Here is a 25343-nt window from a genome sequence, read left to right on the forward strand (position 1 = left end):
TCCGTACTCCGATCAGTCGTCCGTTGACTAAGGACGCACTGCGAATTTGGTGTATCGACCGCCGATGAGCCATTCGGATACATAGAGGTTTCCCTCGGTGTCCACGGCCACCGCATGCGGCGAGTTCAACAGGTCGGGACGGGTCAGATTCGGTGCCTGGATGTGCCCATCGGCGGTCAGCGCGTTCGGCCATCCCGGCTGTTCGGGCCAGAACTGGGTATCGGCGAAAGCCGGATCGGCGCCGAGATACCCGACGAGGTTGTCATCGAGATCGAGCAGGGCCAACCGGGCGTACAGCTCGGCGACGACAAGCAGCTCGCCCCACAACGTGAAGCCGCTCGGGCTGTTCAAAAAGCCCGCACCACAGGACCTTAGGTACTTACCATCGAGGTCATACACCTCGATGCGCTGGTTCCCGCGATCGGCGATGTAGAGTTCCGGTGCCTTACCGGCTCGGCGGTCGATGAACACCGCATGGGGGCAATTGAATTGCCCGCCGCCACCCGCCCCGGTAATCGCGGCGATGTGGTTGCCGTGTTTATCGAAACGATGGACCACGTTGGATCCATATCCGTCAGCCACCCAAACGTCGCCGTTGCCGCCGAACCGCTCTTCGTCCACAGCGGAGCCACACGGGCAGTACTGGCCCATGACACCCGGCAAGGTGGAATCCACGGGTGGGATCGGCAGTTCGGCCACCACCTCGCCACCGAGCGTCATCTTGACCACCCGCGGTTCGCGAGTTTCGCGGTGCACCCCCTTCCCGAACAGCGGAGTCCAGGACTCTTCGCCATCGCCGGGGCCGCAAGCCATGACGAACCCGGGGTCGCAGATCCAGAGGAATTCTTCGTCTCCCTCGCGTACCAGCGTGATGCCGTGCCCCTCGGTCAGACTCGTCGGGACCACGCGAAGCAGGTTGCCGTCATTGTCGAACGCCACCAGCTGTCCAGCATGAAATCCGATGACCTCCCCGCCCGCGCTGACCACGACTCCATGGTGTGCCCAGGAGTGGCCCGCTTCTGGGACCTTGGACAGGTCGGCCCAATCGCCGAGGACATCGTATGCAGGAATGAGGGGGTCAGCCATGCTGTTCAGGTTATATGTACTTGCGTGATTTGCAAATAGCGTTCTACCATTACGGCCATGCCCGTTCTGGGTGACCTTTCCGGCCCCGAGGCGGCCTGATTGCCAAATCAAACACTCAGGAGAGATGATGTCGGCCGACGGAGCTGATCTGACCTTCGACCCGTTCGCGCCAGGTCCGCGTGATCAATTGCCGGCGATCTTCGCTGAGCTGCGCGAGCGAGCCCCCATCTACCACACGACTTCCGATATCTGGGTGGTATCGCGATTCGACGACGTGAAGTCTGTGCAGTCGCGTCCGGAGCTCTTCTCGTCCCGCCCGAATCCGTATGAGGGCCAAGCCGAGACGAATCCCGAGATCAATCCGGAGGTGCTCGAGCAACTGCTCGCCCTCGCGGCGGGCATCCCGGTGGACATGGCCGAGTTGGCCTCTGCCCGATCGATCGCGGCGGCGGACCCGCCGCAGCACACTCGGATGCGCCGAATCGTCAGCCGGGGTTTCGGCCCGCGGCGCATCGAGGAAATGGCCGTCGCCATCAAGGCGATCACGGACCGATGCCTCGCGGGAATCGAGGCCGAGAGCAGCTTCGATCTCGTTGAGCGACTTGCCATTCCGCTCCCCGTGGAAATGATCTGCCATATCTTGGGTATAGATGGCAGCCAATATACCCAGGTCAAGAGCTGGTCGGATGCCTTTGCCGCGGTGGCCGGCGGAGATATCAGCGACCCTGCCGAGCGGCATCAGTTGATGCTGCGCACGATCAAGGAGTTCAGCACCTTTTTCGTCCCGCTCATCGAGGAGCGACGCAAGAATCCGCAGAGCGACTTGGTCAGCGCAATGGTCCGGGCGATCGACGATGAGGCCCTGAGCAACGTCGAAACGCTGATGATGGCTGTCACCATCATGGTGGCGGGCAATGAGACGTCGACGAACCTCATCGGCAACACGGTGGTCGAATTGCTCTCCAATCCAGAGCAATTGGCGCTGCTGCTCGACGATCCGTCGCTACTGCCCAATGCTGTGGAAGAAGCCAACCGGACCACCGCCCCGATCCAGTTCGCCTTTCGTGAGGCCACGGACGACACCGAACTCGCAGGTACGAAGATTCCGAAGGGGGCCATCATCGCGTTGCACATGGCCGCGGCCAATCGGGATCCGCGGTGCTTCGAGGACCCCGACAGCTTCCTGATCACGCGGCCAGCGGTCAAGAATCTTTCCTTCGGTTACGGCATCCACTACTGTCTCGGCGCGCACTTGGCCGGTCAGGAAGTGCGCGCCGCAGTGGGGCGGCTGCTTCCGCATCTCGGCAAGCTCGAGTTGGCAGGCGCCCCCCTCGAGCGGAATCCGAGTGTGCTGCTCAATGGTTGGCAGCGAGTCGAACTTGCCTGGGTGTAGAGGCAGATGAATGCCGGCCGCACCCAGTATGTGTGCGGCCATGCCTACCGTGGACATGACGTTCTATGCCAGGAATTTGTACAGTTCATTGCGTGTGACGGTAAGCCTGTTCTACTATTATGGTGATCTGATTCACTTCGTGCGGAACATTAACTCTCAAAGAGATAGCGAAATGGCCGACTGTCCTGCGTCCGACGTTGAGCCGTATTCCCGGGCACGTGCGGTGCCACCGGGCAGTAGCCGGACCCGATAGCAGAGGTGTAGGACCAATGGCGATCCTCGATCGAAGGTATGCGGGGTCATCCGATCCCGACGACGACGTGCCGGTGAGCGTGGAGGACGCCGACCCACCGCGGAAACGATCCGCGATGGGTGAGATCGGCGACTGGACTCGCGGCTACGCCCGACGTCATCCGATGGCGTCGCTGGAAACGGTTGGCGGCCAATGCATGCTCGGACTCCGAGCGACGCAGTACTTGTTTCTCGACATCATTACCCGCCGCTTTCCGTTCGGGGAGTTCGTCCGCCAGGCCGCGTTCATGGCGTCCACATCGGCCGTGCCGACAATGTTCGTAGCCATACCGATCGGGGTGACTCTCTCGATCCAATTCGGCCTGCTCGCCGGCCAGGTCGGTGCGACATCACTGGCCGGCGCCGCGAGTGGTCTCGCGGTGATCAAGCAGGGTGCGCCGATGGTCGCGGCTCTGTTGATGGCGTCCGCCGTGGGATCAGCGGTCTGCGCCGACCTCGGATCGCGCAAAATCCGCGACGAAATCGACGCGATGGAAGTCATGGGTATCTCCGTGATCCGTAGGCTCGTCGTACCGCGGTTGGCCGCGGCGATCCTGGTCGGTGTCGCGTTGACGGGACTCGTCTGCTTCGTCGGATTCCTGGCCGGATACCTCTTCAACACCTTCGTGCAGAACGGCACACCGGGCAGTTTCGTCTCCACCTTCGCATCCTTCGCGACAGTCGGTGATCTGGTCCTGACGATGATCAAGGCGATCGTGTTCGGTGCCATCGTGGCAATAGTCGCCTGCGATAAGGGGCTGACAACCCGCGGCGGGCCCGCCGGTGTGGCGAACTCGGTCAACGCGACAGTGGTCGCCTCGATTCTGCTGCTCATGATCGTGAACGTCGTCTTTACCCAGATGTATGTGCTGTTGTTCCCGCGGACGGGGTTCTAGTGGCTTCGCGGTACTACCCGCCGAACGTCAAGCCGATGATCAAGGCGGCCGCGGCGCAGGGAACGATCGTGATGCGGTTCGGGCACATGATCACCTTCCTGGTTCGCGGGCTGGTCTCCATTCCGACGATGCTGCGCCACTATCCGAAGGAATTCCTGCGGATCCTCTCCGATGTGACCTGGGGAAACGGTTCGATCGTCGTGGGCGGCGGCACTGCGGGAGTGATGGTCGTCCTCGGTGCGTCGGCTGGGGCGATTGTCGGAATCGAGGGGTACAACGCGCTGCACCTGTTGGGTATGGATCCTGCGACGGGGTTGGTCGCGTCGACCGCGGCGACCAGAGAACTGGCGCCGATCATGGCCTCGCTGGCCTTCGCGTCCCAAGCAGGGTGCCGGTTTACCGCACAACTCGGCGCCATGCGGATTTCCGAGGAAATCGATGCCATGGAGGTCCTCGCGATCCGGTCGATCCCGTACCTCGTCACGACCCGGCTGATGGCGTCGGTCGTAGCAGTGGTCCCGCTGTATCTCGTGTGCCTCGCAATGAACTACGTCGCGGTGCAGAGCGTGGTCGGGCTGTCGAGCAGCGTGTCCGCAGGCACGTACGAGCACTATTTCCGGTTGGTACTCAACGGCACCGACATCGCCTACTCGTTACTGAAAGCTGTTGTCTTCGTGGTCATTACCTCCACTATCCAGTGCTACTACGGGTTCTATGCCTCGGGCGGTCCGCAGGGTGTCGGCGTTGCCGCGGGCCGCGCGATGCGCGCCAGTATCTCGACGATGATCGTGGTCAATCTCTTGCTGACGATGGCCTTCTGGGGCGTGGACGCGGGCGCAAGGCTGGGTGGGTAGCGGATGCCGATCCTGTTCGAGACCGACGGTAGAGGACCGACTCCCGCGCAACTTCTGCTGCGGGGGATCGGGGCAGTACTTGTTGCGACGGTGCTGGTCACCGTACTGGCCGCGAAGATGAACGGCGACTTCGAGAAGACATTCGAGGTGGCCGCGGTGCTCGCCGATGTCGGCGACGGGCTACCGGCCAAATCGGATGTGAAGTTCCGCGGTGTGCTCGTCGGGACGGTGAAGGATGTGACCCCGTCGATCGACGGGGGACCCAACCACGTGAATATCGTCCTGAAGCAGGAATACGCCGACGGAATCCCCCGGACCGTGACGGCTCGTGTCGTGCCGAGCAATGTTTTCGCTGTGTCCTCCATCCAGCTGGTCGACAACGGAGCCGGCCCGCCGCTCCGGGCTCACGCGGAAATCCCACAAGATCAGAGTCTGTCGACCGTGCAGCTGCAGACCGCGTTGACGAAGCTTCGCCAGATCATCGCCGCGACCACGCGGCTCGGCAGCGATCACACCCTGGGGATGTTGGCTGCCGTCGCCGCGGCGACAGATCGGCGAGGCGCCGACCTCGTGCAGGCCGGCGCGCAGCTCGACCGGATCACCCGTGAGCTCAGTGCGGTCATCGTGCCCAACGGGGATCCCTCGACCCTCGGTGCGTTGACCGATGCAGTGCGAGGGTTGCAATCGTCGGCGCCCGACCTGCTGGACGCATTACACCACGCTGTGGTCCCGATGCGGACGATCGCCGAAATGGACGCGGCATTGACCAGCCTGTTGTCCGCCGGGGCGAGCACCTTGTCGACAGTGGGCACAGCTCTGGACAACAACACCGACAAGCTGATCAACATCACTACCCAGCTCTCACCCGTGCTCGGCGTATTCGCCGACGGTGGAACGCAATTCACGCCGATCGTCAGCCGAATCAAGGTCATCTCCGACAAGTGGTTTACCGAGTTCTGGCCCCCAGGGGCGAACACGGGGACAGGGAAGTTCTTGCTCGAGTTCACTCCGCACCGGATGTATACGCGAGCCGACTGTCCGCGCTACGGCGCGCTAGCGGGCCCGAGCTGCGAGACGGCTCCCGCGACGGTCGCGCCACCGGTCATCCCGACGGTCATGGATCCGCGAACGTTCAGCGGGGTGCCCATGGGCGGCAACGTCGGGCCGGTAGGCAGTCCACAGGAGAAGGAGCTCCTGGATCGAATCCTCGGCGGTGATCTGAACGCGGCCGCCGAGCTGCTGCTCGGGCCATTGGCCAGGGGAAGCACCGTGAGCGTCGCGCCGGATCCAGGGAATGGGGCGCGATGAGCTACCGCAAGCCGTTGATCGGCCTCGTCATATTTCTGACGATTTCACTGGCCCTGACGTGGACGGTGTTCGTGACGCTGCAACGTAGTGTCCAGAGCGCCACGCACTCGTATACCGCGGTGTTCACCGACGTTTCGGGACTCCGTGCCGGCGACGACGTCCGGATGGCCGGGGTGCGGGTCGGGCGAGTCGATTCGGTTGCCTTGGACGGGACCCTGGCCAAGGTGGGGTTCCGCGTTCAATCCGATCAAGTGCTGCAGGGGAACACCAAGGCGTCGATCACGTATCAGAACCTTATCGGCCAGCGCTATCTCGGTCTGTCCCTCGGAACTTACAACGATCCGAGGATTCTGCCGAATGGCGGCGAGATCCCGGTGGCCCACACCGAACCCTCATTCGACATTTCCATCCTTCTCAACGGATTCGAACCGCTCTTCAGCGTGCTCGAGCCGAAACAGATCGACAACATCACCACAGCGATAATCAAAGCGCTGCAAGGGGATACCGGATCGGTCACCACGCTCGTCGCCGAGACATCGAAACTTGCCGAATCACTGGCGGGGCCGGACCGCGTCCTCGGTGACGTCATCGTCAATCTCGACAACATCGTGCACAACCTCGCGCTCCAGAGCGGCACTATCGACACCGTCATCACGCAAGCTCGCGCGATATTCGATCAGATGTCGACCAGGCGCGCAGAACTGGTCGACTCGATGAACTCCATCGCAACGGTCGCGGGCAGCGTCGCCACACTCGTCGGCCAGGTACAGCCCGACCTGGACCAGATGCTTACCAGGGAGCCGGGATTCGCGAAACATTTCCTCGACAACAAGGACGCATTCGCCTACTTCGGTTTCAATCTGCCGCTGATGCTGAAGGGCATCGCACGAGTCAGTCAGGAAGGTAGCGCCGTCAACGCGTATGTCTGCGATTTCAATATCACTCTCATTCCTGCCCTGACCGCGCTCGTACCCACGATCGTCTCCTTGGCCACGCCCGGCGGCCAACCCACCCACTCCCCAATCTGTAGGTGAACCAACGTGTTCAGGAAGTACGCGTCGAAATCGTTCCAGATCCTGCGCCGTCCCATCGAGGAGCACAGCAAATGGAGCCTCGGCATCATCACGGTCGTCGGAATCGTGGCCGTGCTGGCCGCGGCGCTGCTGGTGAACTCGGCCGGAATCGGCACTGTTCGCTACAAGGCGGAATTCGCCCAGGCCGCACAGATCAGTCACGGTGACTCGGTCACGATCGCGGGCGTCCCGGTCGGAACAGTCGACGGAACCGAGCTGGAAAGCGATCACGTCGTCGTGACCATGAAGATCAACCGGGATGTTGTCTTGGGCGCCGACACGAAGGCATCGATCAAACTGACAACGCTGCTCGGATCTCGCTACGTAGAGTTGCGGCCCGGGGGGCTCGGCGACCTCCCCGATCACCGAATCAAATTGTCCAACACCGTAGTTCCCTACGACCTGCCGCATGTTCTCGAAAGCGCGACAACGGTCTTCGAGCAAGTCGACGCCGCGAAGATCGGCCAAACTCTAACCGCTCTGGCGGCTCAGCTGCAGGGCACGCCCGCACTGGTGCCCCAGGTACTGAAGAACATCGAGAGCCTGGCTTCGGTGCTCGCCGACCGGCGCGGCCAGATCGGTTCGCTGCTCACCAGCACAAGCCAGGTGACGGACGTGATCCACGCCCAACAGGCCAGTCTGGGTGCGTTGGTGCACGACGGCCGAGACCTGTTGCAGGAGATCACCTCCCGGCGAGCAACCGTGGATCTACTCCTCAAAGCCACTACCGACCTGGTGAATCAGCTCCGAGACATCGTCGTGAACGATCGCCCCGAAATCGACGAACTGCTCACCAGCCTGGACGGGCTGCTGCAGACGCTGAGCAACAACGATCAGTTGCTCCGCAACAGTTTGCAGATACTCCCGGTTTCGCTGCGGAGCTTCACGAACGCGACCGGAACCGCGAACGAGATGGACTTCAACGCCCCCGCCGGACCGCTCATCGATTCGTGGTTGTGTGCCATCAGCGGCCGCGCGGATCAGTTGAATCTGCCGCCCTACCTGAGGGACTGCAAATGAGATCGTGGGTATCGATTATAAAGCTCGCCGCGATCGTGGTCATCGCCGCTGTCGGTTGCTCGGGCATTCGGACCGCGACGGCGGACAATCATGAAATCACCGTGACGGCCCAATTCGACAATGGCGCTGGTCTTTACGAAGGAAATTCCGTCGCCGTCCTCGGCATGCCGATCGGGAAGGTTATCGACATCACCCCGAAGGGAACCTTTGTCGAAGTGAAGATGCGGATCGACTCAGGAGTCGAGATCCCCGCGAATGCCCAGGCCGTCACCGTGTCGACATCGGTATTGACGGACCGGCACGTCGAGTTCACCCCGGTCTACCGCGGGGGAGCCACGTTGCCGGACAACGCTTTCCTCGGCCTTGATCGCACGAAAACGCCCATCGAGTTCGACCGGCTGCTATCGATGGCCGACAAGATGTCGGTCCAATTGCAAGGAGACGGGCAGGGCGGCGGCCCCGTTGCCCAGTTGCTGAACGTAGGCGCCGCGATGACCGGAGGGAATGGGCAGGACATACGGGCGGCATTGAACCAACTCTCCGCGGCATTGCAACTCGGCGACGACCACGGGGCCGCGACAGGTAATGCGATCACCACAATTGTGAACAACCTGTCCGCATTGACCAGCGCCGCCGCGGCCAATGATCGTGACATTCGTGAATTCGGCACGGCGACACGGCAATTGAGCGATATCCTCACGGAAGCCAATGTAGGACTTGGGGATACCGGCGCCAAGATCAACGAGATCCTCCTCCAGGCGAACGAACTCCTCAGTGCCAACCAGGGCAAGCTGAAATCGACACTGAACAACGCGAATACCGTCACTCAGGCATTGACGGACTATCGCCGCGAGCTGTCGGAATTCCTCGATCTGGCCCCGCTCTTGATGGACAACGCGTATAACGCCTTCGACTTCGACAAGCGCGGCGTGCGGATCCACGCGTTGCTCGACAAAATCTTTTTCGACGGGCAGTTGGTCAAGGAAGTATGCAACATCCTTGGTATGCGCCAGCTCGGCTGCAGTACCGGCACGCTGCAGGACTTCGGCCCCGACTTCGGTATCACCGGGATGCTCGAATCCATGGCAGGACTGGCGAAATGACGCGCTTTCGGTGGCGAATGGTGGCCATCGGGATATCGGCCACGGTGGTCCTGCCCACGGCGGCGTGCTCGGTGGGACTGGAAAGTCTGCCATTGCCAACGCCGGGAGTCGGCGGCAATTCGTATACGCTGCACGCCACGTTTGCCAACGCACTAAATTTGCCGACCAAGGCCAAGGTGAAACTCGCCGGGGCCGACGTCGGTGAGGTGGAGTCCATGAGGGCGCGGGACTATACCGCCGTTGTCACGATGAGAATCATGTCCGGCGTGGTCCTGCCGGTCGGTACCAGTGCGGAGTTGCGTTCGGCGACCCCGCTCGGAGACGTCTTCGTCGCCGTTGCGCCGCCGCCGCCGACAGCGTCGGATACCGCCGTCCTGCGTGACGGCGATACTATTCCGCTCGCGTCGACCTCGGCAGCCGCGACGATCGAAGAACTGCTGACGACCTCGTCACTCCTGGTCAACGGCGGGGCGATCCGGGATCTGACCAAGATCGTCAACGGGCTCGGCGCCGCCGTCGGTGATCAGGGCGAACGTATCGCCGACCTGATCAACCAATCGACCCGACTGGTGCAAAGCCTGGCCGCGAGGTCGGGCGAAATCAGCGACGCCCTGGTCCAGACCGATCGCCTGACGGCGACGCTGGCGGCGCAGCAATCGACAATCGACGACGTGGTCTCCGCCGCCGGTCCGGCCCTGGGCGTCCTATCCGCGAACACCCAGCAGATCCTCGGCCTCGTCTCGGAGGTCGCTCGAATCAGTCGGCAGATCGCGAAGTTTCCCTCGGTCAACGGCACGGATACCCGCAGTATGGTCGCCGACATCAACCGAATCGCCGGCGAGCTCAACGATGCCGCGATCAGCCCTGACGGGAGCCTGGACGCCGTCAACAAAATACTGGGACCGATCATCAAGATCACCGACGCAACTTCGGCGCATGTCAACGTCGACCTTCAGGACCTGGCGATCGGGGCACTGCCGGACCCGCGGCACCCCGGCGATCCCGGAAGTCAGCTACCCGATGCCACAGATTGGGCGGCATTCGTCGGAAGTCTCACATACACGTTGCTGCGGTTGCAGGACCGAGTGATCGGACCCGGCAGATGACGCATCCGACTACAAAGGCGATTTCGATGCAGCGGCTGCTGGAACCTCCCGCGCGAGTACTCGTCAGCACTGTGCGTGGGTTGGCCGCACACCGACTGCTGGTATCGGCGGTCGCACTGGCCCTGACTTTGGTTCTCGGACTGATCTACCTGGTGTTCGGAGCTCTCCGAGTCGATCCGACGGCATCGAATATCCATGTGCGGGTGCACCTTTCAGTGTCCGGCGGACTGCTCCCGAATCAGGACGTAACGCTGCGCGGCGTCGCCATCGGCCGGGTGCAATCCGTCGAACTCGCCGACGGCGGGGTTATCGCGGTCGCCGCCATCGATTCGGCGGTGAAGATCCCCAGAGGCGGTGAGGTACGGGTGGCGGGGCTGTCGCTGGCAGGCGAGCAGTACCTCGATTTCAGACCGACAACCGACGGCGGGCCGTATCTGACCGACGGCGCGGAGATATCCGTCGACCAGACCTCGACACCGGTGGCCCTGGCGACCTTGCTGGGCGATTTGAATGGAACGCTCGCCCAAATCGATCCCGCGAAACTCGAAACCATCGTGAAGGAGCTGGGAGTGGGGCCCGAGGGCCCACAGAAGCTCGCGGCAATACTCGACGGTGGCACCTTCCTCATCTCGACGCTGGATTCTGTACTTCCGCAAACGGTCAGCCTGTTGCACGACAGCAAGGTTGTGCTCGGCACGCTGGCCGACATCGGCCCCGGCCTGCAGGCCACATCGAAAAACTTGTCGACCCTGCTTCGCGGTGTCGAGTCGAAAGACCAGGGGTTTCGCACGTTTGTCGATCGCGCCCCCGCGACAATGCACTCGATGGACGCCATCATCGCCGACAACTCCCCGACGATGGTGCAGCTACTGGGGAATTTGACCACCGTTGCGCAGCTGGCCTACGTCCATGTGCCCGCCCTCGACGAGTTCTTCTTCCCGAAATACCGTGCGGGCTCCACCCTCGAAGCGATCGCGACCGTCTTCCACGACGGCGGAATATGGGGGCTGGTCAACATATATCCGCGGTACTCGTGCGACTACGATCTGGCGCGGCTGCCGCCCTCGGTACCCGACTCTTCCGAGCCGTATCTGCACACCTATTGCCCGAACCAAGATCCCTCCGTGCTCATCCGCGGTGCGCGCAACGCCCCGCGCCCGCCGGGTGACGACACCGCGGGTCCGCCCGCGGGCGTCACTCCCGACGAGCGTTCGACGCCGACTCCAGTGGGACCGCAATCCATTCCGGTGCCCTACGGAGGACCCGATATCACCCAGCCGACGCCGAGGTAGGCGCTCGCACCAGACTCGAGAACGCAGAGGAGAAGTCCGATGAGTAAGACGAGCACGACGGAAACAATGACTGCAGAACTGGATTCGGCCACGACGACGGATACCGATGTCGATTCCCTTATCGAGAAATCGCTTCCGCCCGGTGTCGACGAAACCCCGGCGAGTACCGAGGACGACGAGTTGCCGCCCGAGCCCGGCGCGTCCGCTTCGGACGAAGAGGACCGTCCGCCGCTGCGTACCCGTCGCTGGTTTCGATGGGCCGCGGTCGGGACCGTCGCCGCACTGGTACTAGTCGCGCTGTCCTGCGCCGGAGTTCTCGGCTGGAAACTGAAGCAGGCCAGAGACATCGACTCGGCGGCCAACCAAGCGCGTGATGCCGCCAGCCAATACGCGGTCACCTTGACCAGTGTCAACTCGACCGACCTCGACCAAAACTTCGCCGCGGTGCTCAACGGAGCCACCGGCGAATTCAAGGATATGTACACCCGATCGAGCGCTCAACTGAAGCAACTGCTCGTCGACAACAAAGCCACCGCGCACGGCACTGTGGTCGACACCGGAATCAAGTCCGCGTCGACGACGAGGGTCGAGGTTTTATTGTTCATTGATCAAACGATCACCAACACGGTCAGCCCCGATCCGCGGATCGACCGCAGTCGCGTCGTCATGACCATGGAACTCGTCAACGGCCGCTGGCTCGCCGCCAAGGTGGACCTGCCCTAGGGGCCGTGTCTCGGCTGCCACCCCCGACAACCTGCCGAGGATTCTGATGACCTTCGTGATCACCCAACGCTGCTGCAACGACGCCAGCTGTGTCTCCGAATGCCCCGTCGACTGCATCCGGCCGCGCCCCGACGACCCGGAGTACCGCACCACCGAGATGCTGTACATCGACCCGGACACCTGCATCGATTGTGGGGCCTGTGTGCCGGCCTGCCCCGTGGACGCGATCTTCGCCGACGACGAACTCCCCGCGTCGATGGGTCGATTCACCGACCTCGGCCGGGCCTACTTCGAGCGGCACCCGCTCAGCGTGGACCTCGTCGCGCCGCAGTCGGCGCCGCTGCGGTTGCCGAACGAACTCGGGACGCTTCGTGTTGCGATTGTCGGCACTGGGCCAGCGGCCTGCTACGCGGCAGAGCAGCTGCTCAGACACGGTGATGTAGAGATCGAGATGTTCGACCGGTTGCCTACACCTTGGGGGCTGATTCGTAGCGGCGTGGCCCCCGACCATCCCGAAACCAAGGGCATCGCCGACATTTTCGCTTCGGCGTTCAAGAGCGATGCTGTGCGGTTCTACCTGAATGTCGAAGTGGGTGAGCACATTTCGCAGGAGGAGCTGCGTCAGCACCATCACGCCGTGCTGTACGCGGTCGGCGCTTCCAGCGATCGCCGGTTAGGTATTCCCGGTGAGGAACTACCCGGGAGCCACTCCGCCACCGAGTTCGTTGCTTGGTACAACGGTCATCCCGACCACGCCGACCGCGGTTTCGACCTGTCAGGGGAGCGGGCCCTGATCGTCGGCAACGGGAACGTCGCACTCGATATCGCGCGGATCCTTACCCTCGACCCCGCCGAGCTGGCCAAGACCGACATCGCCGATCACGCACTCAAAGCCCTGCGCGACAGCAACATTCGCGAGGTTGTTGTCCTCGGCCGCCGCGGTCCGCTGCAAGCGGCGTACTCCGTGGCGGAGTTCCTGGCGCTGGGCTATCTGCCCGGGGTCGATATCGTCATCGACGAGGCAGAGCTGGCGCTCGACCCGATAAGCAAAGCGAGACTGGACGACTGCGATGCGGAGCCGGCACTGGAACTGAAGTTGCAGCTCGCTGATGAGTACTCTCGGCGACCGGTCGCGAAGGGCAACAAGCGCATCGTCTTCCGGTATCTGACCTCACCCACCGAACTGCGAGGTAGCGGCTGCGTCGAATCGGTACGACTCGTTCGTAACGTGCTCGATGGTGATATGTGCGCTGTAGCGACCGGCGAGACGGAGAGTATCGGTGCGTCACTGGTGCTGCGGTCGGTTGGTTACCGCGGCGAGCCTGTTGCGGACCTGCCGTTCGACGTTGACCGCGGTGTGATCCCGAACGATCGTGGACGGGTGGATCGTATGGTTGGCGTCTACACGACCGGGTGGATCAAACGTGGCGCGCGCGGCGTCATCGGCACCAATCGATCGGACGCGCAGGAGACCGTCTCGGCGCTGCTGGAGGATTTCCTAGCGGGCAGACTGGCCCCGCCGGAGTCCGATCGCGCGGCGTTGTTCACCCTCCTGACCGAGCGTCGACCGGAATTGATCGACAAGGCTCGATGGCACGACATCGACGATGCCGAGAAAGCTGCCGGAATGGCGGTGGGCCGACCCCGGATCAAGACACATCGCTATCCATGAACTACCCGCGGTTACATATCCGCGGCGGGTCCGGCCCGGTCGATGCAGTTTTCGCGCGTTCAGGCCGTCATCCTGGGGCTTTCAACTTCGGCATGTAGCCATTTTCGCCCCCCGGCGCGGCGGCGGTGTCAATGCCGGGATAGAACTGCTGCACCCACTTGCGGATCCGGCGGAAGCCTCGGCCTTCTTCGACCGCCAAGGCGCCCGGCGGGTCGACGAAGACCTGGTGGTTCCAGATCTCGATATCGTCTGGCAGGGCCAGCTTGGCTTCATTGAGACGGCGTTGGTAGGTGCCGTCCTCGAGATCGTTTTCGATGCGGTCGATCCAGTAGGTAGCGAAGAGTTCGGTCTTGCCATCCTCGACGGGGGTGGTGTTGATGCTGATGATCCGGATGCCCTCGATGGTGTGCTCCACATTGACGCTGACGCCGATTCCCGACCAAAGAAGTTCGAGGGTGTTCATGGTGTCGGTTCGGAGCGTCCCGTTCTCGTCATTGGGGTTCTTGTGCCACCCGCGGCCGAAGCCGACTCGGGCTCGCCACTCCGGGCCCTCCACAAGTTCGTCGAGTATGACCGGGCTGATCGGGGTTTTGTGCACGAAGCGGAAGTGATGTCGATCGACCGCGTTCTCGGTCACCATCTGCGGATGCACCCGCAGGTCGCCGAAGTGCTCTCGGCCGTTGGGCCATGCTGTGTGAAAGTCCCGGTCGGCTGCTTGCGGTGCCCAGGTGAGCATTTCCGGGACGTCCCAGAACGGATCGCGCCCCGCGGCGTCGAACCACACATATATGGCCTCGTTGCGCTCGAGGACGTGCCACGTGCCCAGCTTGGCCGCCTTGTTGGGACGATCCTGATACGGGATGGACACATTGTGTCCGTCGGGACCCCAGACCCATCCATGGAACGGGCACTGAATGCCCTCGCCGACCACGCAACCGCCGTGCGCCAAGCTTGCTCCGAGGTGCTTGCAATACCGGTCGTGCACTCGCACCACGCCGTCTTTGCTCCGGTAGGCCACCAGATCTCGGCCGAAGTAGCGCAGCGCGACAACCTGATTCCTGTCGATGTCCCCGGACCAGGCCACCTGGAACCACCCGGTCAGCGCGAGATCCAGTCCGTGTAGTTGCACTGTTCCAACCTCCATGTCGCCGTTAGCGTCGAACGCTATCTGGGAATGGCATTCCCACACAAGACCGAGTCTACTGGGAATGCGATTCCCGTAATTCGGATATTCTAACGATGGATACGTTCGGGTGTGCAATCATGGGCGGTCAGGAGGTGGTGCATGAACGGTTCATCGAGCCGGACGAATGTCGGTGGAGGGATCGGTTCAGGTCAGGCCGTGGCCGATCCGCCAGTGCAGGCCGATCGTGAACGCGCGGCCATCATTCGTGCCGCGCACCGGCTGATCGGGCGCCACGGTGTCGCAACACCGATCGAGGACATCCTGCGGGCGGCGAAGGTGAACCGGCGTACGTTCTATCGCCACTTTCCGTCCAAGGACGCTTTGGTACTCGCGATGCAGCGGGAGGCGGGCGAACTCGTCGAGGACGGGCTGCGCGCCGCCGTCGACGGCAGTCTCAGTGGCAGGGCGGCCGTGGTCGCCTGGATCGAGGAGTTCCTCACCGTCGGCTGGGACGAGCGTCGGATGCGCGAAGGCAGGACGTTCGTCGCCCCCGAGGTCGGGCTGGTCGTCGGCTTTGCCGATGCGCTCGAGGAGATATACGCCTGCCATCGCGAAGTTCTCGCCGGTGCCCTGGCCCGTGCCCGCGCCGACGGAAGTCTGCCCGGCGCAATGCCTGAACGGGATGCGTTCGCGATTCACGCGGTCGCCCTCCGGAGCGTCGAGATGCGGGCCCGTGGGCGGCTGGAACGACCGTACGAGGCTGTACGGGACGACATCGTCGGGCTATTCGTCAGGTGACCAGGTCGATGGCGCGCGACGGTTGCCGAAGGTGAAGTCGATTTGTTGATCGCAAGTGGTAGAAGCCGTGTTCCTGGATTCGATAGTGAACCCTGATTTTATTGTGCCACAGTGCCTTTGGCAGTTGATATGCCTGCGGGCCGAGTGGACGCCCGACTGTGTCCTGTTCTCCGACGATCGGGGACGTGCGCTGACCGCGAGCGGTTTCCGCTTCCCCGACTGCGGCTATGCATGGGAGGCGGGACTTGCCCGTTACAAGACGCCGGGAGCAGGTGAAGACGGTGCCCGCGATACCGCGAAACGCGATGGGGAAGATCCAGCGTCAGCGGGTCCGCGACATCATCGCGAGCGTGGAAACGAACGCGAAGCTCGGCGAGGCCTCCGCATTCGATCAGCTTCCAATGCCGTGAACCGGCTGCCGTGGCCCCCCGCAGGTGACAGTGGCGACAGCGCAGGCCTTCCCATCCGGTCGGAGGCATTCGACGCGGACAACCGCAGAGGTGCGGCCGCGGTAGGCCACCTGGGTTCGGAAGCGTACGGTTCCGGCGACCGGACCGGGACGGATGTAGGCGATGTGCATGGACGCGGCGTCGAGCGGATGCGACTCGGACCGTACTGCCATCGATGCGGCAATTTCGGACAAGCACGCGACGATGCCGCCGTGGAGGTTGCCCAGTGGGTTGGCGACGTTCGGTCCGGTCGTCAGGTGGAGTTCGAGTTCGCCGTCGTAGGAACGGGTTGTGGCGTCGAGGAGGTCGAGAATCGTTTGGCTACCGGTCGCCGTGGCCGAATGGTTCGGTCGGCGATTCTCCCCGGGGGTTCCTGGCACGAATCGGTTCTGCTGGGTGGCTACCGCGACGGTCGAGCCGTCGATGGTCCTGACCTCGCACTGCGAAATGCCGCCTGTTTCGGTCAGGTGGACGGCTCGGCCTTGGCCGAGCAGCGTTGTATGGTCGATCGGGATCGGCGAACAGAACTCGACCGACATCGAGGTGGTCACGCCCCAGTGCCCCGGCGGTCTTTCGTTGATCAGTGCGAAGCCGAGGACAACGTCCAGCAGTACGCCGAGCGAGCCGAAGGACGGTCTGGCGTCGGGGCCGAGGACCCACGGGCCCGTGCTCATCGACCCGGTAGTGGCCGACGAGGAGCCGGTCAGATCCCGCACCCGGAACAGTAGTTCGGGCATCCCGGGGCGGAATTCGACCTCAGGGCCGACCAATTCGGCTGTCATGCGAACTTACGCATCATTCGGCCTGGGTGCGCGCACGTCATACTCTCCGAACTCGGTATCGGCCTGCGCCTGCCTGCGCGGGACGCCTGAACACTCATATGTCAATAGTCAGATCGTTCAGTTATATCGTCCACGATGGCGGGTGTCGATTCCGGGTGTCTTCCGCGGTTGTTGTCGCGCGGAGCCGCGCGTCGTGGTCGCGGACGTTTGTCAGTGACTGCCTCGGCCGTGCGATCTAGTTTTGCGCGCTGTCGGCTGGATCCTCTGAGCCCGACGTGCCGACTGCCCTTCCGCCGTACCACCTGGTCGCGAGTGGCTGACCATGAGGGCCCGCGGGTTTCCTGCGGTGCGGCCGCGGCCGGACTGCTCGTCGATTGCTTTAATAGCGAAATCTTTTTACTATATCTGGTGATGGTGTGATGCCCATCACGGGCGAGCGAAAGGGTCTCGAGTGTCTATCGGCGGTGTCGCCTCTCCTGCTGTTGAGAGCAATCTCACTGCAGCGGAGGGGTTTTGGAGTCTGATTGTCGATCGCGCGGAGAGGTCCGGCGGGCAGCCGATGCTGTCCGATGAGCACGGCAACTCGCTCACCTTTTCCGAGTTCCGGGTCAAGGCGGAGCGGGTCGCGGCCGCTCTTCATGCCGAGGGAATCGGCCGGGGAACGACAGTTGCCTGGCAGCTGCCGACGCGGATCAGCACCGCGCTGGTGATGGCGGCACTGGCCCGCCTCGGCGCGGTCCAAGCGCCGATCATCCCGATCTATCGGGAACGGGAAACCGGTGCCGCCGTTGCGACCTCGGCCGCCGAAGTGATCCTGGTGCCTGGCGCTTGGCGTGGTACGGACTACGTTGCGATGGCCGAAGGCTTGCCGGGGCACGCAAGCGTCATGACCATTGGTCTCGATGCGCCCGAGTCGGCAGACGTATCGTCGCTGCCGCCGGCGCCCGGCGTCTCAGAAGATGTGCGGTGGATCTACTTCACCTCGGGCTCCTCCGGACTTCCCAAGGGGGTGCGCCATGCCGATGGGTCGTTGCTCGCTGCGGCGCGCGGGTTCGCACTGCGTGGTGGGCTCGGGCAGCAGCCGGATGAAGTCGGTGGAGTCCCATTCCCGATCGCGCATGTCGGTGGCTTGATCTATCTGATGACGGTGCTGCTGGCAGGATTCCCTGCGGTACTTGTCGAGGCATTCGATCCGGCGGTGACCGCGGAGTTGTTCCGCAGGCACCGGGTGACCTTTACCGGGGGCAGCACCGTGTTCTACACGGCGCTACTCAATGAGCAGCGCAAGCTGGCGGCAGGGGAACAGTTGCTGCCGAGTCTGCGTCTGCTCAAGGGTGGTGGTGCGCCGTGTCCGCCGAGTGTGTATTACGCGGTGCGCACCGAGTTGCATTCCGCGCTCGCGCACGACTACGGGGCGACCGAGGTTCCGATGATCTGCGTGGCCTCACCCGGCGACACCGACGAGCAGCTGGCGCAGACCGAGGGCAGGCCGATACCCGGCAATCAGGTGCGGATCGTCGACGATGAGGTGGAGTTGCCGACCGGCAGGGATGGCGAGATTCAGGTCAAAGGCGCGGCGGTGTTTCGTGGATATACCGACCCTGCGCTGACTTCGGCGGCATTCACGGCCGATGGCTGGTTCCGTACCGGCGATCTCGGCCACCTCCGACCGGACGGGCATGTCGAGGTGACCGGTCGCCTGAAGGACATGATCATCCGCAAGGGCGAGAACATCGGCCCGGTCGAGGTGGAGGCGCTGATCGCCGAACATCCGGCGGTGGCCGAAGTCGCGGTGATCGGTCTGCCCGACGACGAGCGCGGCGAACTCGTGTGCGCGGTGATCACGACCCGACCGGCCGTGGCGGCGCCCACGTTGACCGATCTCGTCGATCAGTTGCGGGAGGCGGGCCTTATGCCGCAGAAACTGCCCGAGCGGCTCGAGATCGTCGACGAACTTCCCAAGACCGGGATCGGGAAGCCGGACAAGCAGTCCTTGCGCCGTCGGTTCGTCACGTCGTGACGTCGCACGTCTGCCGGTAGAGATGGTGGATCCGGTCGATATCAGCAACGCCGTCGTCTCCCTCGCCTCCGCCGAATCTCGGTATGTCACCGGCACCATGCTCCCGGTCGATGCCGGTATGACGAATCTGTGACCGGGAATTGTTGAGCCCGGCCTGCTGATCAACCGTCTCGGACGTGCTGTTCGGCAGTGGGCGCCGGTGGACATGCGTCCGAGATGGGACAATGGCAGCTCGATGGTTGTCCTCGTCGGGAGGAGATGGGATGTCAGCGCCGGCTCGGATGGGTCGTCCCGTGAACGCGGACGGGGAACGGACCCGGCGGCGGATCATGACGGTCGCGATGGACCATATCGCCGAGGTCGGCTACGCCAAGGCGACCATGAAGTCGATTGCCGAACAGGCCGGGCTGACCAGCGCCGCGATCTATCACTACTTTCCGTCCAAGGTGCAGCTGGTCATCGCGACGTTGAACGAACTCATCGATGAGGTAATGGCGCGGTTGGGTAGCGCGGCCGCCGCGCCGGGGACCTTGCCGCAGCGATTCATCGCGCTGCTCGACGAGGCGATCGCCTGCGTGCGGGACTATCCGTCGGTGGCCAGGTTCGACGCCACCGTCTACCTCGAGTCCGCGCGCTATCCGGACCTCGGGGCCGCGGTGTTGCGGCGGCAGCGGGCCGAGGAGGCGCTCTACACGCGCCTGGTCGCGGACGCGGTGCGTGCAGGCGAGCTGCGCGCTGGTATCGATCCACAGTCTGTGGTGGACACGCTGACGTCCATAACGTGGGGGTTGGCGCATCTGTCTGCGACCGTGAGCGCTGATCGGCATCGGGCGGCAGTCCGTGCCACCGAGGCGCTGTTGGGTGGAACTTTGTTGGTTGAACGCAATGATTAAGCGGATTGTGTAGATAATCACTCGAAACCATTGACGTGACCGGCGCCACATCTCTAAAGTAACTTATCAGTTAGTTAGTTACTTGGCAGTTCTGTCACGAGGAGGTGGCTGGCTTTGACCATCCACGCTGAACCTAGGATCCAACGGCCCGCACCCGCAGCGGCTGGTATCCCGTTCGCGATCACCGATTCCGCCAAAGTTCCTGCGGGACGGTATTTTTCCCCGGAGTTCGCCCGACTGGAGAAGGAGAAACTCTGGACCCACGTCTGGCAGATGGCCTGTCGGCTCGATGAGATCCCGCGGCCGGGCGACTTCGTCGAGTACCAGATCAACGATCAGTCGATCATCGTCGTGCGTCAGCGCGACGACACCGTCAAGGCGTACTTCAACGCGTGCCGGCATCGTGCCACGGCGCTGGGTGTCGGTACCGGGAGCTTCCACGGCGGACAGATCGTTTGTCCGTACCACGGCTGGCGCTGGAACCTGGACGGCTCCAACTCCTACGTGTACGCCGAACGTGGCTTCGCCGCGCGCTGCCTCGAGCCGGAGTCGTTGCGGTTGGCGGATTGTCAGGTCGGCGAATTGTTCGGGCTGGTGTGGATCAATATGGATCTGACCGCGCCACCGTTGCTGGAGGCGATGGCCGGGATAGCCGAGGCGCTGGCACCGATCGGCTTCGAACGGATGCAGGTGCGCTGGTGGCGCCACCTCATTCTGCCGGGGAACTGGAAGGTCGCCCAGGAGGCGTTCATGGAGGCGTATCACGTGATGCAGGCGCACCCGTCGCTGGCCATGGGCGCGTCCGACGAGGACTTCAACCTCGACGCGTTCGGTGGCAGTTTCGAGTGTTTCGACGGCGGCCACTCACACATGCTTCCGGTCTCCGGTGAGATTCCGGTCGCTGGGATGTCTGCGGCGGACTACTTCGTCCAGTACAACAACGCGCTGTACTTCGGCACTGACGCCTACGCCACCGAACGGGAGATGTTCATCCAGCAGGGCCTACTGGAGCGCGACATTGATCCCGAGCAGTTCCCGCTGGCATTCTTCGGCGCGCTGTACGAATACGCCAAAGGGGCGGGTATCGATTTGCCGGCGCCGCCGACGAACACCAGCGGTTACGCTCACATTTTCCCGAACATCACAGTGTTGCCTGCCTACGGCAATTCGATTATGTACAGGGTGCGCCCCAATGGCGACGATCCCGAATCGTGCGTCTTCGAGGTATGGGCGCTGCAGATCCCGGCGGCGGGCGAGGAGAAGACGGATCGCCCCGAGCTCGAGGGGCCGATCCCGGTCGAGGACTGGCCGCAGATCCTCAAGGAGGACTTCCACAACATCATTGCCCAGCAGAAGGGCCTGAAGACCCAGGGGCTCGATGAGCTGACCCTGTCCGAACCGTACGAGGCGATGATCGTCAACAGCCACCGGACCATCGATCAGTATCTGGCGCGGTGATCCGCCGTGGCGGTGGTGCGGGTGGATCCGGCCGGGTTCGAACTGGCCGTCCGCGACGGTGAGACGCTCTTCGAGGCCGCGCTGCGGGAGGGGGCGCGCTGGCCGACGATCTGCTACGGGCAGGCCCGCTGCACGGCCTGCGTGGTACGCGTGCTCGACGGTCATCAGCATCTCGGTCCGATCGGCGACGAGGAGCGAGATGTGTTGCGGCAGATAACGAATCGGCGGCGCGGGTGGTCGGTGCGAGATACCCGCCTGGCCTGCCGGCTGATGGTGACCGGTGACATCACTGTGGAAAAGCGGGCTGCCCGGCCTGCGGCGGCCGAAATGCCCGAAAATGAGGAGTAGTGCGGTGAGTGTGCAAGAACCGACAGCGGAGTCGGCACAGGTATACGACGTCGTGGTGGTGGGATTCGGTGGAGCGGGCGCCTGCGCGGCGATCGCGGCCGCCGATGCGGGGGCCTCGGTGCTCGTGCTGGACAGGTTCTACGGCGGCGGATCCACCGTGCATTCCGGCGGCGTGGTCTACGCAGGGGGCGCAACGACGGTACAGCGGGAGGCGGGAGTCACCGACTCTGCCGAGGCGATGTTCGCGTACCTGAGTCATGAGGTCGGCGACGCGGTCGCCGAATCGACGCTGCGCCGGTTCGTCGACGGCAGCCCGGAGATGATCGAGTGGTTGTCTCAGCAGGGTGTGCCGTTCGAAGGCAGCCTGTGCCCGTACAAGACCTCCTATCCGACCAATCGGCATTATCTGTACTACTCCGGCAATGAGCAGGTGCCGAGCTATGCCGACGACGCCGCGCCGGCTCCGCGTGGGCACCGCGTGCGGGCCAAGAACTTCAGCGGGGCTGCCTTTTACGGCATTCTGCGAGATTCCGCGTTGCGCAAGGGCGTTACGTTCCGGCCACTGGCCGAGGTGTGCCGCCTGATCATCGAGGATGGTGCGGTGGTGGGCGTCGAATTCGACGCTCCGCGCGGCAGTGGGCTCGGGCGCGTTCACCGGATTCGAACCGAGATCGCGACCAAGGCCGAGGTCTGGCATCCTCCGCTCGGTGACCGGCTGATGGCGAAAGTGGTTGCCGCCCAACGGCGGCAGAGTACCCGGCAGCAGGTCCGGGCCAGGGGCGGGGTGGTGCTGTCGACCGGCGGCTTCGGGCAGAACAAGGAACTGGTGCGCCGGTATGCGCCTGCCTGGACTGAGGTTTCGCCGCTGGCGGCGGGCGGCGACGACGGCTCCGCGCTGCGGCTCGGTGCGCAAGTGGACGCGGCCACGAGCCATTTGAACAAGATGTCGGGCTGGAAGTTCATCTCGCCGCCGTCCGCGTTCATCGAGGGCGTCGCGGTGAGCATGGATGGGAATAGGTTCGCCAACGAGCAGCTCTACGGCGCGACCATGTCGGAACCACTGGTCGAGCGGCACGGCGGTCGCGGATTTCTGATCCTCGACGCGCAGGCGTGGCGCATGGCCAGACGTCAGGCTCGTTCGCAGTCGGCCTTCTTCCAGATTCCCCAATGCCTCTATATTTTCAGCTCTTTCGGCCACCGCAAGGCTGCCACACCGGCGGCGCTGGCTGCCGCGTGTGGCGTCGATCCGGACGGGTTGGCGGCGACCATCACGCAGTACAACCAGGCGATCGAGGCCGGGCGGCCGGACCAGTTCGGCAAGAAGGACGAGTACCGACGGGCGCTGAACCGCGGACCGTACTTCGCGGTGGACCTCGCACCGAATATCAGCCCCGCGTATCCGTTCCCGTTCATCACGCTCGGCGGGTTGGCGGTGGAAGAGGAGACCGGGGCGGTGCGTAAGGCGGCCGGCGGTAGCCTCGCCGGGCTCTACGCGGCCGGCCGCGCGGCGGTCGGAATCTGCAGCAACAGCTACATTTCCGGGCTTTCGCTCGCCGATGCCGTCTTTTCCGGACGCCGGGCGGGCGAGCATGCGGCCCGGTCTGCCCATGCCCAGATCGAATCACAGAACCAGGAGACCAGGTGAGTTCATCCACACCGGAGCCGAGCGCCGAGGTACAGCGCGAGATCTTCCGTACCGCAACCCGAATTGCGTTGTCCGACGGGAAGTATCGCTCGCTTATGCTGAGCGGCAAGATCGGCGGAATGTACTACTCGCCGCGGGGCCAGGAGTTTGCCGCGGCGTCGGTCGCGGCGCATCTGCGCCGGGACGACTACGTGGTGACGACCTACCGCGGGCTGCACGACCAAGTCGCCAAGGGGGTGCCGCTGCGGGAGCTGTGGGCCGAATACCTCGGCAAGGCCGCCGGAACATGTGGCGGTAAGGGCGGACCGATGCATGTGACCGCACCGGAGTACGGACTGATGGTCACCACCGGTGTGGTCGGCTCCGGCCTGCCGATCGCCAACGGACTCGGCCTGTCGGCCCAGATGCGCGGCACGGATCAGGTGACCGTGGTGAACTTCGGTGACGGGGCGTCCAACATCGGCGCATTCCACGAGGCGCTGAACCTGGCGTCGGTATGGCGGCTGCCGGTCGTATTCGTTTGCCAGAACAACAAATATGCCGAATACACACCACTGCTCGAAGGCACATCGGTGGAACAGATCGCCACCAGAGCGGCGGGTTATTCGATGCCCGGAGTCACCGTGGACGGCAACGATCCGATCGCGACGTACCAGGCCGCCGGTGACGCGATCGACCGGGCGCGGCGCGGTGACGGGCCAACCTTGCTGGAGGCCATGACCTTCCGATTCTGTGGGCACATCATGGGCGACCAGCAGGTGTACATGCCCAAGGAGGAATTGGCCGCGGCGATGGCAGACGACCCGCTGCCCCGGTTCCGCGCGAAGCTGATCGAGACCGGAGTGGCCACCGTCGAGCAGATCGAAGCGATCGAACGGGCCGCTGCCGAGGAGGTCGCCGACGCCGCCGAATTCGCGCTCGACGCGCCACTGCCCGATCCGGCAGTGCTCACCACAGACGTATACGCGGAAGGAGTGGCGGTATGACCATCGCACAAGAGACGGTGCAGACCCGCAAGCTCGGTTTCGTCCAGGCGATCAACGAGGCACTGGATATCGCGCTGGCCACCGACGATCGGGTGTTCGCACTCGGCGAGGACATCCAGGAGCCGGGTGGCGGTGGCTTCGGAGTGTTCAAGGGACTGGGCAACAAGTATGGCGCACAACGGATTCGGCATACGCCGATCTCGGAGCAGGCGATCATGGGCGCCGCCATCGGCGCGGCCATCTCCGGCATGCGTCCGGTTCCCGAGATAATGCTGATGAACTTCACCCACGTATGCATGGACCAGCTGGTCAACCACGCGGCCAAATTGCGCTACATGTCGGGCGGTCGCACCCCGGTGCCGATCACCGTGCGCACCGCAACGGGTGCCGGTGGCGGCTTCGGTGCGCAGCATTCGGACATGCTCGAAGCCCAACTGGTCCATGCCGCCGGGCTCAAGGTCGTGGTGCCGAGCAATCCTGCCGACGCGAAAGGTCTACTGCTGTCGTCGATTTTCGATGACGACCCGGTGGTCTTCGTGGAGATGTTCGGGCTGTACTTCGCCTCGCGCGGTGAGGTGCCCGTGGGTGACTATCGAGTCCCCCTCGGCAAGGCCAACATTGCGCGGGCCGGCTCGGATGCCACCATTGTGACCTACGGGCGTCAAGTGGTGGACTGTCTGGCTGTCGCCGACCAGCTCGCCGCCGAGGGCATCGACATCGAGGTGGTGGACCTGCGCACGCTGCAGCCCCTGGACACCGCGACCGTGCTCGGTTCGGTGGCCAAGACCAAGCGTGCGGTGGTGGTGCACGAGGCGGTGCGGCGCAACGGATTCGGCGCCGAACTCGCCGCCACGATCCACGCCGAGCTGTTCGGCGAGCTGGCTCGTCCGGTGCTGCGGGTGACCGCGCCGAACACGCCGGTGCCGTACGCCAAATCCCTGGAGCAGGCCTACATTCCCGGACCGCCGCAGATCGAAGCCGCAGTGCGCTCGCTGCTGTGAGATACCGACAAACCCGAATT

The 25343-nt window shown here is 63.7% G+C and carries 22 protein-coding genes and 1 pseudogene; 20 read left to right on the forward strand and 3 right to left on the reverse strand.

What is annotated here, in order from left to right; translation table 11 throughout:
• Window positions 1–27: 27 nt before the first annotated feature.
• Window positions 28–1086 carry a hypothetical protein gene (locus OG874_RS10990; protein ID WP_330255018.1) on the reverse strand — a complete coding sequence of 353 codons (1059 nt, stop codon included), beginning with the start codon at window positions 1084–1086 and terminating at the stop codon, window positions 28–30.
• Between the two features lie 127 nt (window positions 1087–1213).
• Here OG874_RS10990 and OG874_RS10995 point away from each other — a divergent pair, with 127 nt between their 5' ends.
• The 11 genes from OG874_RS10995 (at window position 1214) to OG874_RS11045 (ending at window position 13817) form a co-directional block, all read left to right on the forward strand.
• On the forward strand, window positions 1214–2479 hold the full coding sequence (locus OG874_RS10995; protein WP_330255019.1) for a cytochrome P450: 1266 nt from the start codon (window positions 1214–1216) through the stop codon (window positions 2477–2479).
• A gap of 269 nt (window positions 2480–2748) precedes the next feature.
• Complete coding sequence (locus OG874_RS11000; protein ID WP_442943327.1) at window positions 2749–3666, forward strand: MlaE family ABC transporter permease; 918 nt, start codon at window positions 2749–2751, stop codon at window positions 3664–3666.
• A complete protein-coding gene (locus OG874_RS11005; protein WP_330255020.1) occupies window positions 3666–4520 on the forward strand; it encodes an ABC transporter permease in 855 nt (284 codons plus the stop codon). The genes OG874_RS11000 and OG874_RS11005 overlap by 1 nt, the downstream gene beginning before the upstream one ends.
• A 3-nt stretch (window positions 4521–4523) precedes the next feature.
• A complete protein-coding gene (locus tag OG874_RS11010; protein ID WP_330255021.1) occupies window positions 4524–5828 on the forward strand; it encodes an MlaD family protein in 1305 nt (434 codons plus the stop codon).
• Window positions 5825–6862 carry an MlaD family protein gene (locus tag OG874_RS11015; protein WP_330255022.1) on the forward strand — a complete coding sequence of 346 codons (1038 nt, stop codon included), beginning with the start codon at window positions 5825–5827 and terminating at the stop codon, window positions 6860–6862. Before OG874_RS11010 ends, OG874_RS11015 begins: the two co-directional genes overlap by 4 nt.
• A 6-nt stretch (window positions 6863–6868) precedes the next feature.
• Entirely contained in the window at window positions 6869–7921 is a 1053-nt protein-coding gene (locus OG874_RS11020; RefSeq protein WP_330255023.1) for an MCE family protein, read from the forward strand.
• A complete protein-coding gene (locus OG874_RS11025) occupies window positions 7918–9024 on the forward strand; it encodes an MCE family protein (protein WP_330255024.1) in 1107 nt (368 codons plus the stop codon). Before OG874_RS11020 ends, OG874_RS11025 begins: the two co-directional genes overlap by 4 nt.
• Window positions 9021–10130: an MCE family protein gene (locus OG874_RS11030; RefSeq protein WP_330255025.1), complete on the forward strand. Its 1110-nt coding sequence runs from the start codon at window positions 9021–9023 to the stop codon at window positions 10128–10130. The genes OG874_RS11025 and OG874_RS11030 overlap by 4 nt, the downstream gene beginning before the upstream one ends.
• Entirely contained in the window at window positions 10127–11422 is a 1296-nt protein-coding gene (locus OG874_RS11035) for an MlaD family protein (RefSeq protein ID WP_330255026.1), read from the forward strand. The genes OG874_RS11030 and OG874_RS11035 overlap by 4 nt, the downstream gene beginning before the upstream one ends.
• A gap of 39 nt (window positions 11423–11461) precedes the next feature.
• Window positions 11462–12145 (forward strand): hypothetical protein, encoded by a 684-nt coding sequence (locus tag OG874_RS11040; RefSeq protein WP_330255027.1) that lies wholly within the window; start codon window positions 11462–11464, stop codon window positions 12143–12145.
• A 46-nt stretch (window positions 12146–12191) separates the two neighbouring features.
• The gene (locus OG874_RS11045; protein ID WP_330255028.1) at window positions 12192–13817 is read left to right on the forward strand and encodes an FAD-dependent oxidoreductase; all 1626 of its coding nucleotides are present in this window, start codon (window positions 12192–12194) and stop codon (window positions 13815–13817) included.
• A gap of 67 nt (window positions 13818–13884) precedes the next feature.
• On the opposite strand, the gene OG874_RS11050 is transcribed toward OG874_RS11045, so the two are convergent.
• Window positions 13885–14946 carry a Rieske 2Fe-2S domain-containing protein gene (locus tag OG874_RS11050; RefSeq protein ID WP_330255029.1) on the reverse strand — a complete coding sequence of 354 codons (1062 nt, stop codon included), beginning with the start codon at window positions 14944–14946 and terminating at the stop codon, window positions 13885–13887.
• Between the two features lie 156 nt (window positions 14947–15102).
• Between OG874_RS11050 and OG874_RS11055 the strand changes: the two genes are divergently transcribed.
• Entirely contained in the window at window positions 15103–15741 is a 639-nt protein-coding gene (locus OG874_RS11055; protein WP_330255030.1) for a TetR/AcrR family transcriptional regulator, read from the forward strand.
• A gap of 391 nt (window positions 15742–16132) precedes the next feature.
• On the opposite strand, the gene OG874_RS11060 is transcribed toward OG874_RS11055, so the two are convergent.
• On the reverse strand, window positions 16133–16972 hold the full coding sequence (locus tag OG874_RS11060) for a PaaI family thioesterase (RefSeq protein ID WP_330255031.1): 840 nt from the start codon (window positions 16970–16972) through the stop codon (window positions 16133–16135).
• A gap of 523 nt (window positions 16973–17495) precedes the next feature.
• On the opposite strand from OG874_RS11060, the gene OG874_RS11065 reads away from it, so the two are divergent.
• From OG874_RS11065 to OG874_RS11100, 8 genes and pseudogenes are all read left to right on the forward strand, one after another.
• A complete protein-coding gene (locus OG874_RS11065; RefSeq protein WP_442943392.1) occupies window positions 17496–18992 on the forward strand; it encodes a class I adenylate-forming enzyme family protein in 1497 nt (498 codons plus the stop codon).
• Between the two features lie 10 nt (window positions 18993–19002).
• Window positions 19003–19125 (forward strand): annotated as a pseudogene (locus OG874_RS11070) (SDR family oxidoreductase); the annotation flags it as partial.
• Between the two features lie 130 nt (window positions 19126–19255).
• Entirely contained in the window at window positions 19256–19885 is a 630-nt protein-coding gene (locus OG874_RS11075; protein ID WP_330255033.1) for a TetR/AcrR family transcriptional regulator, read from the forward strand.
• Between the two features lie 114 nt (window positions 19886–19999).
• Window positions 20000–21343: an aromatic ring-hydroxylating oxygenase subunit alpha gene (locus OG874_RS11080; RefSeq protein WP_330255034.1), complete on the forward strand. Its 1344-nt coding sequence runs from the start codon at window positions 20000–20002 to the stop codon at window positions 21341–21343.
• Window positions 21344–21349: 6 nt separating this feature from the next.
• Window positions 21350–21691 (forward strand): 2Fe-2S iron-sulfur cluster-binding protein, encoded by a 342-nt coding sequence (locus OG874_RS11085; RefSeq protein ID WP_330255035.1) that lies wholly within the window; start codon window positions 21350–21352, stop codon window positions 21689–21691.
• A gap of 4 nt (window positions 21692–21695) precedes the next feature.
• Window positions 21696–23336, forward strand: coding sequence for an FAD-binding protein (locus OG874_RS11090; protein WP_330255036.1), 1641 nt, complete (start codon window positions 21696–21698; stop codon window positions 23334–23336).
• Window positions 23333–24322, forward strand: coding sequence for a thiamine pyrophosphate-dependent dehydrogenase E1 component subunit alpha (locus OG874_RS11095; protein ID WP_330255037.1), 990 nt, complete (start codon window positions 23333–23335; stop codon window positions 24320–24322). The genes OG874_RS11090 and OG874_RS11095 overlap by 4 nt, the downstream gene beginning before the upstream one ends.
• Window positions 24319–25323: an alpha-ketoacid dehydrogenase subunit beta gene (locus tag OG874_RS11100; protein WP_330255038.1), complete on the forward strand. Its 1005-nt coding sequence runs from the start codon at window positions 24319–24321 to the stop codon at window positions 25321–25323. Before OG874_RS11095 ends, OG874_RS11100 begins: the two co-directional genes overlap by 4 nt.
• Window positions 25324–25343 lie beyond the last annotated feature (20 nt).

Origin of the sequence: Nocardia sp. NBC_00565 (genome assembly GCF_036345915.1) — a bacterium.
Taxonomy (GTDB): domain Bacteria; phylum Actinomycetota; class Actinomycetes; order Mycobacteriales; family Mycobacteriaceae; genus Nocardia.